Here is a 13421-nt window from a genome sequence, read left to right as displayed (position 1 = left end):
GCGGCAGCAGGACCGGCCGCGGCGGGCCGTTCAGTCGTAGATACCGGTGACCCACCACCGCTCCTCCCTGTGCTGCAGGAGCAGGGCCACCCCGTCGACCAGCTCGACCTGCAGCCGCGACGTCGTGACGCCGTCGGTCGACCACCAGCGCCGGCGCACCGGCCAGGGCCCCGCCCAGTCACGGACCTCCCGTGGCGGGTGCCGGGCGAGCAGCAGCCGGTAGGGCTCCGCGTCGAGCAGGTCGGGCTCGCGGAGGCCGACGGGTGTGCCCGCCGCGGTGTGCAGCTCGACCGGGATCGGCTCCTCCGGCACGGTCGCCGGTGAGGGTGCGGGAAGGCGGCCGGGCCAGGCGGGCACGGGGTCCCGCGCGGCCCTGCCGGTGCGGATCGGCCGCGACCGGCCGGGTCTGCGGGCGGCCGGGCCCTGCGACGCGGTCGGGGCGGTGCCCCGGAGTGCGGCCGCGGGGGCGTCCGGGGCGAAGCCGCGCGGGTCCTCGCGCGGGAGCGGGGCGGGCTCGGGTGTCGGGTCGACGACGAGCACGGGGTCCCCGCCGACCACCCGCAGCCCGGCGGAGGGGCCGTCGGGGTACGGGCCGAGCCCCTCGACCGGAGGGGTGGCGGGTGGCCCCACGAGGGGACCGGCGGCACGGGAGCCGGGCTCGCGGTCGTCGCCCCACGGGACGTACCGGACCCGCTCGTCCGGGTCGCGACCGCCAGCGAGGACCGCGGTGACCACGGATTCCGGACCGAGCAGCGCCTGGACCCGGACCAGGGCGCGCCCGGCCCGCTCGTCCGCCTCGCCGACGTCGCCCCACAGACCGAGCTGCAGCGCACCCGCGGTGACCGTCTCCTCCGGGGTGAGCCGCAGCTCGACGACGGCGCCGGAGCCGCCCCGGCTCAGCCAGGAGTCGAGCTGCCAGCGGACCCGGTCGACCGTGCCGGACGGGGTGAGCGGCTCGGCGCAGCGCCAGACCCGCACCAGCTCCTCCCCGCCCTCCGTACGCGCCCACACCCCCAGCCGGGTACAGGAGAGGCCGTGCCCGGCCAGCGTGCGGTGCAGCCGCTCGGCCAGCGCGCGGCCGGTGAACGCGGCGGCGTCGACCCGGGTGACGGGCGGGTCCAGCTCGATCGCGACGGCGAACGCCTCGGGCGGATGACGGCGCACCGGCGGGCGCGGGTCCAGGCCGCGGGCGAGCCGGTGGGCGAGGACGGCGTCGGCGCCGAACCGGGAGGCGACGTCGGCCTGGGCCAGCCCGGCGAACGCGCCCAGGCTGCGCAGGCCCAGCCGGCGCAGCAGGTCCACCAGCTCGGAGCGGTCCACCGCCGGATCGCGGTCGAGCTCCTCCACCCCGAGCGGGGCGAGGAACTCGGCGCTGCGCCCGGGTTCGACGCCCACCCCGCGGCGGGCGGCGAGCACGCCGGCGAACAGCCCGTCGGCGAACCCGGTCTGACACTCCACCCCGGTGCGCGCGGCGACCTGGTCGATCAGCCGCTCGGCCGCCTCCCGCTCGCCGCCGAAGAACCCGACCGGGCCCTTGGCCGGCAGCGCCAGCAGGCCCGGCCGGACCACCTCGACCCCCGGCGCCAGCTCCTCGACGGCGACGACCACCGGCTCGAACAGCCGCGCGTCGCGGTCCGGGTCCGGGGCGAGGACGGCGAGCTCGGGGCACCGTGCCTGGGCGTCCCGCCGGCGCAGCCCGCGCCGCACACCGGCCGCCCGCGCGCCCGCGGAACAGGCCACCACGCGGTTGGCCAGGAACACCGCCGCGGGGCGGTGGGCGGGGACGTGCGCGGCCTGCATCGCCGCGGTCACGGGCCAGTCCGGGGACCACAGCGCCAGCACCCGCTCGCCGGGCTCAGCCATGGGGATCCTCCGGGTGGCGGGCCGGGTCGGCCGGTGGTGGTGCCGAGTGTGGTCGGCCGGGTCTGCGGGGTGGTGGGGGTGGGTCGGGTGGTGGGAGTGGGTCGGGTGGTGGGGTGGGCCGGGTGGGGGCGGTCGGCCGGGTGGGGGCGGTCGGCCGGGTGGTGGGCGCTCGAGGCGCGGGGCTGGGTGATCGTCGCCGGGACCGATACCGGCCACCCATGGCGTCCAGCGGTCCGGGACGCTGATCACGGTCGAGTTACCGAACCGGACCTCGGCTGGTGATCGCCATCCGGGACACATCTCGGCCGCAAGTGGCGCCAGGGGGTCCAGGACAGCGATCACCGACCCGGTGCTGCGGTTGCCCTTGCAGGCTCCGCCCGCGATCGCCATCCGGGACACATTCCGGTCATGGACGGCGTCCAGCGGTCCGGGACGCCGATCACCGTGGTGGACGAAGCGTTCCCGGGGGCTCACGAGACCGCCGCCCTGGTCGCGAGGGTCTCCGCGGGCTCGTCGATCGTCGTCGCGGGGCGGATCTCCTCGCGCTCCGCGACCGTGCCGCCGGGACCCGGCAGCAACAACTCCCGCGCGCGGCCGGAGGTTCCCGTGCCGCGGCCGGTCGACCGCACCACCGCGCACCGCGAGCGCAACCGGCCCGCACCGCGCGCGGCGCCCCGCCATTCCACCCCCGAACAGCCGAGGACGAGATCGGCACCCGGCCAGGAACCCAGGACGAGCAGCACCGCGCCGCGCTGCCGCGCGCGCGCCGCCAGCCGTTGCCGGTCGGCCGCACGCACCCCCGCCCGCTCGGCGCCCGCGACCACGACGAGGTCCAGCCCGTCGAGCAGCGCGACGGTGACCGCGACGAGGTCGACCCCGGGCCTGGGCACGAGCGCGAGCCGCTCGAGCCGGATCCCGGCCTCCGCCGCCGCGACCGCGCCGAGCCCGGGCGCCCCGACCACGCCCGCCCACGCCCCCTCGGCCGAGGCCTGGGCGAGCAACCCGAACAGCAGGGACGTCGCTCCCGAGCTGGTCGGGACCGACACGGTGGAGCCGCGCCGCAGTCCGCCCCCGGGCAGCAGCGGCGCCAGCGGCGCGACGACCGGGAGGATCCGGCCGTCGTCGCCCGGGGTCGGCACGGGCCGGGCCGCCGAGGACCGGCCCTCCACGCGCCGCAACAGGCCACGGGCCGTCGCCAGCCGCTCGGCGGCGCCGTCCACCGCCGTTCCCGACGCCCGCGCACGGCCGGGCCGAACCGGTCGCCCCGCTCCGTGGACCCGACGGTCCCGGGCGCGGGCGTCGGCGGGTGGGCGGCCGCTCCCCACGATCACGCCGCCCTCCGGGTCCTCGCCCGGTCCGTGCTCCGGCCAGTCGACCGGCCAGGGATCCGGGTCGAGCGCCCAGGCCTCACTCACGCCGCCGCCACCCGGACTCGGAAGGGCCCGCGAGGGGGCGGGGGTACGAACTCCGCACACCCTCTGAGGCAGTCGCACATCCCGTCGACGACCTGTGCGGCGCCGCTTCGGGTGTGCAGGCCGGTCGGAGCGGGTGCGCCGGGTCCGGCAGCGAGCACGCGCGCCGCGTCGGCGGCGTAGCGCGTGCCGGGTGTGGGACGCGCGCGGTAGGTCGACTCCACGACCCGGCCGTGAGAGGGGTGTGCGGCTCGCCTGTCGAACCCGACCGGACGGTGCGCGGGGAGCGGGTCGGACGGGGCGGGGCGGATCGGTCGCCGGCAAAGCCCCGGCCACCGCAGCGGCACCGGTGCCGCGCGCGACACCGGCTCACGACTTGCTGAGAAACGGACGGCGCGGGCAGCCTGACGGCAGCTCACGACACACCTCCCCCGCACGACGGGCCACGCCGCGGGGAAGACGGCGTTCGAACCTTTGTTCGAACTCTAGCGCGGCTCGCCGACACCCTCAACCCGCGATCGGGTGGCCCCGGAGAGCGCTGGCCGGTGATCGTTCCGAGCGACACCTCAGCCCGGAGCCGACCACAACAGCGTGCCCGTCGGAGCGATCACCGAGGCCGTGATCGCTCCGAGAGTGACCGTGCGGCAACCACCCGAGCAGCAGCGTCACACTCGGAACGATCACGCACTCGACACAGGACGTGCTCGCTGTCCACAAGATCGACCCGAGTGTGACTGCACAGCAGTCGCCACGACCGCAGCGTCACCCCCGGAACGATCATCGACGGGGCCGGCTCGCCCGATCACCTTCCACGATCGCTCCGGATGTGACCGCACTGCTGCCGTCACGACAGCAGCGTCTCATTCAGAAGGATCATCGAAGGACACACTCGACCCGGTCACCCTTCCGACATCGTTCCGAAGGTGACCGCACCGCCGCCGTCACGGCAGCGCCGTCACCTTCGGAACGATCACGGCCGGCTGGCGCCGGGATCAGTGCGCGAAGTGCCGGGTGCCGGTGAGGTACAGGGTCACGCCCGCCTCGGCGGCCGCGGCGGTGACCTGGTCGTCGCGGATCGAGCCGCCCGGGTGCACGACGGCCTTGACGCCGCCCTCGATCAGCACCTCCAGGCCGTCGGGGAAGGGGAAGAAGGCGTCGGAGGCCGCGACCGCGCCCCGTGCCCGGTCCCCGGCCCGGGTGACCGCGAGCCGGCAGGAGTCGACCCGGTTGACCTGACCCATCCCCACGCCGACGGCAGCGCCGTCGGCGGCCAGCAGGATCGCGTTGGACTTCACCGCCCGGCAGGCCCGCCAGGCGAAGGCCAGGTCGGCGAGGGTCTCCCCGTCCGCGGCCTCGCCGGCGACCAGCTTCCAGGAGGAGGGGTCGTCGCCCGGGGCGTCGACGGCGTCCCGCTGCTGCATCAGCAGGCCGCCGCTGATCGGGCGGATCTCCGCGCCGTGCCGGGCCACCTCGGCGTCGATCCGCAGCAGCCGGATGTTCTTCTTCGACCGCAGGATCTCCAGGGCCTCCGGCGCGAACGCGGGCGCCACCACGACCTCGGTGAAGATGTCCTTGACCTGCTCGGCCATCTCCACGGTGACCTCGCGGTTGGTGGCGATCACACCGCCGTACGCGCTGACCGGGTCCGTGGCGTGGGCCTTGCGGTGGGCCTCGGCGACATCGGCGCCGACCGCGATCCCGCACGGGTTGGCGTGCTTGATCACCGCGACGGACGGCCTGTCACCGTGGTCGTGGGCGGCGCGCCAGGCGGCGTCGGCGTCGACGTAGTTGTTGTAGGACATCTCCTTGCCGTGCAGCTGCTCGGCCCGGGCCAGCCCCGACCCGCCGGCCTCGGAGGTGTAGATCGCGGCGGCCTGGTGTGGGTTCTCGCCGTAGCGCAGGGTGGCCTTGCGGGTCCACGTCGCGCCCGCCCACTCCGGGAAGGCCGACTCGCCGCCGGCCAGCACCGACCCCATCCACGAGGCGACGGCGACGTCGTAGGCCGCGGTGTGCCGGAAGGCCTCGGCCGCGAGCCGACGCCGGTCCTCCAGCACGAAGCCGCCGGCCGCGATCTGCTCCAGCGCCCACTCGTACTTGGCCGGGTCGGTGATCACCGCGAGGCTGTCGTGGTTCTTGGCCGACGCCCGGACCATCGCGGGCCCGCCGATGTCGATCTGCTCGACGCACTCGTCCGGCGTCGCGCCGGAGGCCACGGTCTCGGTGAAGGGGTAGAGGTTCGAGACGAGCAGGTCGAACGGCGCGACGCCCAGCTGCTCGAGCTGATCGAGGTGCTCCGGCCGGCGGGTGTCGGCGAGCAGGCCGGCGTGCACGCGCGGGTGCAGGGTCTTGACCCGGCCGTCGAGGCACTCGGGGAATCCGGTCAGCTCCTCGACGGGGGTGACGGGCACCCCGGCGTCGGCGATCCGCTGCGCGGTCGAGCCGGTCGAGACGATCTCCACACCCGCCGCGTGCAGGCCGGTCGCCAGGTCGAGCAGCCCGGCCTTGTCGTAGACGCTGATCAGGGCCCGCTTCACCGGCCTGCGTTCGCTCACTGGACATTCGCCTCTCGGTTGCACAGCGCCTGGTTGCACGCCGTCGTTCCGGTACACAACGTCGCGACGGTGGCCACCAGCAACCGGCGCTCCGCGATCTTGATGCGCTCGTGCAGTTCGGCCTCGGTGTCGCCGGGCAGCACGGGGACGGCCTCCTGGGCCAGGATCGGCCCGGTGTCCACGCCGGCGTCGACCAGGTGGACGGTGGTCCCGGTGACCTTGACGCCGTGCGCGAGGGCGTCGCGGACCGCGTGCGCCCCGGGGAACGCGGGCAGCAGCGCCGGGTGGGTGTTGACGATCGGACGGCCGACACCATCGAGGAAGGGCGCGCCGAGGATCCGCATGAACCCCGCACAGACGACGAGGTCCGGCCGGTGCTCGAGCACGGCGGCGAGCAGGGCCCGGTCCCACGCCGTCCGGTCGGCGTGCGCGGCGGGCGAGACGGTGAAGGCAGGGACCCCCGCGCGGGCGGCCCGGTTCAGCGCCTCGACCTCTGGTCGGTCGGTCCCGACGGCGACGACCTCCGCCGGGTAGTCGAGGTCCGGCGCGGCGTCGAGCAGCGCCTGCAGCAGCGTGCCGGAGCCCGAGGCGAGCACCACGAGGCGGGCGCGCCCGGGTAGGCCGTCCCGCGACGGTGGCTGTGCGCTCGTCGGGGCGGGCACGGATCTCCTCGGGCGGGCGGCTCTGACGGGACCCCTCCAGCCTAGGCGGCGACGCCGGTCACAGCGCGAGGACCTGCCCCGATCCGGTCAGCAGGCCGTGCCCGGGGCCGTGATCAGCGGCCCGGGGCAGACGTCCGCGGATCGATCCCCCGCCCGGACGTGGATCACGGGCAGCGGGCGGGCACCTCGAGGGCAGTGCCGGGGCGTCGGTCGCCCGGCCCGGCGTTCATGGTCGGTGTTCGGGTAGCCGAAACGTCCGGATCGAACGTGTCCCTGCCTCTCCACAGCCCTCAGGGTCGGGTACTCCGGACGGCGACGACGACCGTCCGGCCGAGGCGCGCCGTGCCGCCGGCCCGACACCTCCGGCCGCCATGATCTCGAACCGGGCAGCGGAAGCCTCGCATCCGAGGTTCTCGCCGTCCGATCGCTGATCATGGTGTGTCCGTGCCGCGTGCTGCGGCGTCGCGGGCCGCCTGCTCCTCCGCCTGCCGGGCGCGGAGCGCCACGAGCTCGCCCACGGTGCGCGGGCGCGGGTCGGGCTCGGTGGGGTGGTGCTCCGGGCCGTCCGGATCCGCCGAGCCCTCGGTCCGCTCAGACTGCCACTCGCTCTCGGACTGCCCCGTGCCCTCGAACCGCCCCGTGCTCTCGGGTCGCTTCCGGTTCTCGGACCGCTTCCGGCTCTCGGACCGCCCGGTCGGCTCGGGATGCCCGGCGCGGTCCGGAGCGGCGGGGCGATCGGCGGGTTCGGCACGGGCCACAGGCTCGTCCGATCGCACCGGGGCGACTCGGTCCAGCGGCCCGACCCGATCAGTGGGCTCGACGAGATCCGCCGGCTCGGCCCGAGCCGCGCCCGGCTCGGGCTCCCTCTCGGACGAGCTGTCCACCCCCGTGTGCAGAGCCTGGGAATGAGCACCCGGACGGAAGCGGATCGGACGACCACGGCCGCCACTGCTGCGCTCCTGTCTGCGGGCGCGGGCGCGCTCGACCGCACGACCCCGCCCCGCGCGGGCCCGGCCGTCGCGGCGGCGCGAGCCGCCGGAGGCCCGGTCGCGCGCCGCGTCCTCCCGGCCGACCGCCGTGTCCCCGGTCGGGTCGGTCGGGGGGGTGGCACGGTCCGGGGCGTCCGACCAGTCGACCGGGACATCGGCACGGCCCGCCGACGAGTCGGGCAGGGCATCGGTACGGTCCTCGGCGGCGGAAGAATCCGCGCGGGCGCCGGACGGGTGGGAGGCATCCGACGCGTCGCCAGGTGCTCCGGCACGCTGCGCGGCATCCGACGACTCACCCTGCCCGTCTGCACGCTCCACGGCGTCGGACGGGTCGCGCGGTGCTCCGCCACGCTCCCCCAGGCCGGACGAGCCGACCGGGACGTCGGCAACTTTCTCGGCGCCGGCCGGGTCCGAGCCGCCGGACCCGGCCGACACGTCGCTCTCCGAGCGTCCGTACTCGGGCCCCTCGACACGGTCCACCGGTCCACCGGGTGCCTCCGGGCCGACGTGCTCGCCCGAATGGTCCCAGCCCGCGTCGTCCCAGTCCGCACCGTCCCGGCCCACGTCGTCCCGGCCCACGTCGTCCCGGCCCACGTCCTCCCGGCCCGCGTCCTCCCGGCCCGCGTCGTCCCGGCCCGCGTCGTCCCGGCCCGCGTCGTCCCAGCCCTCCGTGCCCGGGGCCTCCGCGTACTCGGCGCCCTCGCCGGCGTCCTCGACCTCGTACCCGTCCCGATACCAGCCGAGCTCCTCGTCGTCGCGCGCCTCCTCCGGCGTCGGGCCGCCCCGCTGCACCAGCGCGAGGACCGCCGCGGGCCCGCCGATCCACACCACCACGGCGAGCAGGACGAGCCAGCCGGGCATCGACACGGGGTCGTATCGCCCCGCCGCGAGCCGGCCACCGGCCACCGTGGCGACGAGGGCCGCCACCAGGGCGAGGGTTCCCGTCGCGGCCCCGACGGCCCGCATCCGTTCGCGCATGGTCGACCCGGCACCCAGAACGGCCCGGCAGATCCCGCCGATCACCAGCCCGATCCCCACGGGCACGATCACGACGACGACCGCCCAGGCCGGCGACGGCACCGTCGGCAGCGCCCCGAACAGCGGGAACGGGGGCAGCGGGCCGGGTGCGCCGCCGAAGGGGGTCCAGGCGCCGAGCCCGACGTCGACGCCCGGGCCGAGCAGCCAGGACGCGCCGGCGATCGCGGCGTTCGGCAGGTAGGCGACGCCGAGCAGGGTCATGCCGAGCGCCGCGCCGCCCGTCGGGGCCAGCGTCTCGTACAGGTCGTGCACCCGCGGCGCCCCGATGACCAGCCCGACCAACACGGCGAGCGACCCGACCAGCAGGAGCGTGACACCACCGATCCCTGCGGCCACCAGGCCGGCCGCGGGCCAGCCCTGCAGCCGGTCCTGCCACTCCGCCGGCACCCCGCAGGCGCGCAGCACACCGATCCCGGCGCCGACCGCGGCGATCGATCCCGCTCCCAGCATCGCCGCCCACGGGGCGGCGCCGACCGCGGCCGACGTCGGCAGCAGGGCGCTGCCGAGCACCGCGACGGCGGCGTGCGCCCCGGCCGACGCCGCGAGGACCGCGCCCGCGTCCTGCCGCATCCGTCCGCCCAGACGCCGGGCGGCCCACCGCGCACCCCAGGCCACGACCGCGATCACGGCGATCGTGGGCAGCAGGGGCAGCACGCTCAGCGGCTGCCCCTCGAGCGCCAACGGGATGAGATGGGCGGCCAGCCACAGCGGGACCGCGGCGGCGAACGCCCCGTCGACGGAGCCGTCCGCGCCGCCGCTCGCGAGCACCACGAGCAGCGCCGCCGGCACGAGCATGGCGTAGCTGACCAGAACCGTGCCCATCGCCGCGGCGAGGACGATGCGGAGCCGGTCGAGTCCCTCGGGAACCTCCGGGCCGGGCGTCTCGTCGGACGCGACGTCCGGCTCCTCCTCCGCACGGTCCGGGGCACGCAGCGAACGGGTCACCCCGCCAGCGTCGCAGCGCGGGCGTCGGGAGTCAGGCCGCCACGCCGGGTCGCACGTGGGGCCGACGGACGCCACTCGCGCCACCGGACCATTCGGCCCGCGCTACCGGAACACGCGACTCGCGCCACCGGAACACCCGACTCGCGCTGCCAGAACTCGCGACTCGCGGAAGCCCACAGCCCGACTCGCGGAAGCCCACAGCCCGACTCGCGGAAGTTCAGCGCACGGCTCGCGGGACGGAGGCGTGCGACCTGGTGCTCGGCTCAGCCGTCGCTGCGGCGCTCGCCCTCGGTCGGGATCCGTGTGGTGTGGTCGCCCTCGGACCGGCCGTGCCGGCCGCCACCCTGCTCGGCCCCCTGCTGCGGGGACTCGATGCGCGTCTGCTCCGCCTCGGTGGGCTGTCCGCCCGGTGTCGTCGGCGGCGCACCGGAGGTACCGGACGGCGCACCCGACTCGGCGGCACCGGACCATCCGGCCTGTGGCGGCTGCCCCTGGCCCGGCGGCGGCCCGGCCAGGCCCTGCGGCGGGCCCTGCGGCGCCCCGTGCGAACCGGGCTGACCCTGCGGCCCCTGCGGAGCCGACGGCACGCCCGGCTGGCCCCACGGGCCCTCGTAGCCCTGCGGCTGGCCGTAGGGCGCCTCGTGCGGCTGGCCGTAGGGCGCCTGCGGCGGCCCCTGCGGGGACCAGCCGTAGCCGTAGCCGTACTGGCCACCCGGGGGCGGCTGCTGGACGTATCCCCCGCCCTGGTTCGGGGGCGGATAGCCGCCGTACTGCTGACCGTAGGGTCCGTACTGCTGGCCGTAGGACTGCGGCGGCTGCGCCTTGCGCGCAGGCATGCTCAGCATCCCGGCCTCCATCAGGACCGCACCGGACAGGGCGGCGGCCGCCAGGAAGGCGAGCACGAGCGCCACGATCTCGATGCCGCCCACCGCGAACTGCGACGCCGCGACGGCGACCTGCACCAGCGACAGGAAGCCGACGACCGCGAGCACGGCGGCCGGCAGGAGCACCTTCCCCGCCTCCCGCGGCAGCAGCGCCCCGGCGGCGAGCAGGCCGCCCGCCAGCAGCAGCGACGGCCCGATCAGCAGGCTGCTCAGCGGCGAGAAGAACCCGAGCAGGTACACGACGAGCGCCAGACCGGCCCCCGCCGCCACGAGGGTGCGCGCGGGACCCTGCAGTGGCGCCGGTCCGTTGCCGGTCGCCTGCTCCGGACTCGCTCCGGTCTGGCTCATGACCACTCCCTTGCCCGTTCTCGTGGAACCGCGGCGACGCTAGCCCACCGCCGTCGCCGGTCCGGCACCCCCGTCACGACAACGCGCGGGCCCCGGGAGGGTTCCCGGGGCCCGTGCGTCGCGACGATCGAGATCAGGACGTCACAGGGACGCCATGATGTCCTTCATGAGCGAGGCGGTCTCGGACGGCGTCTTGCCGACCTTCACGCCCGCGGCCTCGAGGGCCTCCTTCTTGGCGGCCGCGGTGCCGGCGGAGCCGGACACGATCGCGCCCGCATGACCCATCGTCTTGCCCTCGGGGGCGGTGAAGCCCGCGACGTAGCCGACGACCGGCTTGGTCACGTTCTCCTTGATGTAGGCCGCGGCCCGCTCCTCCGCGTCGCCGCCGATCTCGCCGATCATCACGATCGCGGCGGTGTCGGGGTCGGCCTCGAAGGCCTCGAGGGCGTCGATGTGCGTGGTCCCGATGATCGGGTCGCCGCCGATGCCGATCGCGGTGGAGAAGCCGAACTCCTTGAGCTCGAACATCATCTGGTAGGTCAGGGTGCCGGACTTGGACACCAGACCGATCCGGCCCGGGCCGGCGATGTCGGCCGGGATGATGCCGGCGTTGGACTTGCCGGGGCTGATGATGCCGGGGCAGTTCGGGCCGATGATCCGGGTCTTGTTCCCCTTGGCCACGGCGTGCGCCCAGAAGTAGGCCGAGTCGTGCACCGGGATGCCCTCGGTGATGACGACGGCGAGCGGGATCGCGGCGTCGATGGCCTCGATCACGGCGTCCTTGGCGAACTTCGGCGGCACGAAGACGACCGAGACGTCCGCCCCGGTCTCCTTCATGGCCTCCTCGACGGTGCCGAACACCGTCAGCTCCGTGCCGCCGATGGAGACGGTGGTGCCGGCCTTGCGCGCGTTCACGCCGCCGACGATGTTCGTGCCCGCCGCCAGCATCTTGGTGGCGTGCTTGGTCCCCTCGGAGCCGGTGAGGCCCTGGACGATGACCTTGGAGTTCTCGTTCAGGAAGATCGACATCGTGTTCAGGCTCCCGCGGCCAGCTCGGCGGCCTTGTCGGCCGCGTCGTCCATCGTGGCCACCTGCGTGACCAGGGGGTGGTTCGCGTCCTCGAGGATCTTGCGGCCCTCGACGACGTTGTTGCCGTCCAGCCGGACGACCAGCGGCTTGCTGGCCTCGTCGCCGAGGATCTTCAGCGCCTCGACGATCCCGTTGGCCACGGCGTCGCAGGCGGTGATGCCGCCGAAGACGTTGACGAAGACGCTCTTGACGTCCGGGTCGCCCAGGATGACGTCCAGGCCGTTCGCCATGACCTCCGCCGACGCGCCGCCGCCGATGTCGAGGAAGTTGGCGGGCTTCTGGCCGCCGTGCTTCTCGCCGGCGTAGGCGACGACGTCCAGGGTGCTCATCACGAGGCCGGCACCGTTGCCGATGATGCCGACCGAGCCGCCCTCGAGCTTGACGTAGTTCAGGCCCTTGGCCTTGGCCTTCGCCTCGAGCGCGTTCTCGGTGCGCTCGTCGACCAGCTCCGCGTGCTGCGGGTGCCGGAAGTCGGCGTTGGCGTCCAGGGTGACCTTGCCGTCGAGCGCGATGACCTTGTTCTCCGGGTCGCGCACCAGCGGGTTGACCTCGACCAGGGTCGCGTCCTCGGCGACGAAGGTCTCCCAGAGCTTCACGATCACGTCGGACGCCTGCTCAGCGACCTCGCCCGGGATCTTGCCGGCGGCGACGATCTCGTCGGCCTTGGCCTTGTCGACGCCCTGGATCGCGTCGATCGGGATGCGGGCCAGCGCCTCCGGCCGCTCGACGGCCAGCTGCTCGATCTCCATGCCGCCCTCGGCCGAGCACATGGCCAGGAAGGTGCGGTTGGACCGGTCGAGCAGGAAGGAGAAGTAGTACTCCTCGCTGATGTCCGACGCGGTGGTGACCAGCACCTGGTGCACGGTGTGGCCCTTGATGTCCATCCCGAGGATGGCGCCGGCCTTCTCCTTGGCCTCGGCCGGGCTCTCCGCGAGCTTCACGCCGCCGGCCTTTCCGCGGCCACCGGTCTTGACCTGGGCCTTCACCACGACCGCGGTGCCCAGCTCGGTGGCGGCGGATTCGGCCGCATCGGCCGTGTCCACCGTCTTCCCCGGAAGCACCGGGACTCCGTGGGCGGCGAAGAGGTCCTTCGCCTGGTACTCGTACAGGTCCACTCGGCTCTCCCGATTCACGTCACTGTGCCGGCAAGCGTCGCGAGGACGGGGCCGCGGCGAAGCCGTACCCGCCCTGCGAGGTGCCCGCACGTCGAGACCTACTCCGACGATGGACCCTAGCGACGCCCCCGACGCTCCATGGCATCCGCCCAGGTGAGCTGCCTCACCGGGCCTCTCGTAAACCTCCGCGGCCCCGGCTCGTGCCTGGTGGATCGCACTCGGGCCGGCGCCTCCGTGTGACCAACACGTCGTCCGTTCGGGGCGTGGGCCGCTCGCGGCAGCCGGGTGGTTGTCGCGACGACACAGCGGTGACCCCGCGTGACCGGGATGCGGCGTTCGGGCACCCGCTCACCCGAGCTGACGAGCGCCCGGTCCGCAACCGCGACGCTCCGGGCCCTCCGCGTGCAGCCGTTGCGCCGATCACCGCGCCCTGCTGCGCCGTCCGGCCGCCTCGCCGAGGGGGTCGGTCGTCACGCGATTGCAAGGACATTTCCGCCTCGTTACCCGGCGGACCACCCGAGGCC

8 protein-coding genes are annotated in these 13421 nt (G+C 75.2%); all 8 read right to left on the bottom strand.

Annotated features, from left to right (window positions below; all coding sequences use genetic code 11):
* Nucleotides 1-30 precede the first annotated feature (30 nt).
* The 8 genes from ACL02T_RS18780 to sucC all read right to left on the bottom strand — a co-directional run bounded on the left by ACL02T_RS18780 (nt 31) and on the right by sucC (nt 12915).
* Nucleotides 31-1863 carry a Y-family DNA polymerase gene (locus ACL02T_RS18780; RefSeq protein WP_412832012.1) on the bottom strand — a complete coding sequence of 611 codons (1833 nt, stop codon included), beginning with the start codon at nt 1861-1863 and terminating at the stop codon, nt 31-33.
* Between the two features lie 470 nt (nt 1864-2333).
* Nucleotides 2334-3278 (bottom strand): DnaE2-dependent mutagenesis accessory factor ImuA', encoded by a 945-nt coding sequence (gene imuA', locus ACL02T_RS18775; protein WP_412832011.1) that lies wholly within the window; start codon nt 3276-3278, stop codon nt 2334-2336.
* 989 nt (nt 3279-4267) lie between these two features.
* Complete coding sequence (gene purH / locus ACL02T_RS18770; RefSeq protein WP_412832010.1) at nt 4268-5827, bottom strand: bifunctional phosphoribosylaminoimidazolecarboxamide formyltransferase/IMP cyclohydrolase; 1560 nt, start codon at nt 5825-5827, stop codon at nt 4268-4270.
* The gene (purN, locus tag ACL02T_RS18765) at nt 5824-6489 is read right to left on the bottom strand and encodes a phosphoribosylglycinamide formyltransferase (protein ID WP_412832009.1); all 666 of its coding nucleotides are present in this window, start codon (nt 6487-6489) and stop codon (nt 5824-5826) included. Before purN ends, purH begins: the two co-directional genes overlap by 4 nt.
* Nucleotides 6490-6920: 431 nt before the next feature.
* On the bottom strand, nt 6921-9461 hold the full coding sequence (locus ACL02T_RS18760) for a cell division protein PerM (protein WP_412832008.1): 2541 nt from the start codon (nt 9459-9461) through the stop codon (nt 6921-6923).
* 263 nt (nt 9462-9724) lie between these two features.
* On the bottom strand, nt 9725-10693 hold the full coding sequence (locus ACL02T_RS18755) for a DUF5336 domain-containing protein (RefSeq protein ID WP_412832007.1): 969 nt from the start codon (nt 10691-10693) through the stop codon (nt 9725-9727).
* Between the two features lie 141 nt (nt 10694-10834).
* A complete protein-coding gene (gene sucD / locus ACL02T_RS18750) occupies nt 10835-11722 on the bottom strand; it encodes a succinate--CoA ligase subunit alpha (RefSeq protein WP_412832006.1) in 888 nt (295 codons plus the stop codon).
* A gap of 5 nt (nt 11723-11727) precedes the next feature.
* The gene (sucC, locus tag ACL02T_RS18745) at nt 11728-12915 is read right to left on the bottom strand and encodes an ADP-forming succinate--CoA ligase subunit beta (RefSeq protein WP_412832005.1); all 1188 of its coding nucleotides are present in this window, start codon (nt 12913-12915) and stop codon (nt 11728-11730) included.
* Between the last annotated feature and the right edge of the window lie 506 nt (nt 12916-13421).

It is taken from the genome of Pseudonocardia oceanicola (assembly GCF_047200735.1).
Taxonomy (GTDB): Bacteria; Actinomycetota; Actinomycetes; order Mycobacteriales; family Pseudonocardiaceae; genus Pseudonocardia.
Note: the sequence above shows the minus strand (reverse complement) of the source record. Positions and strands in the feature narration are given on the sequence as shown.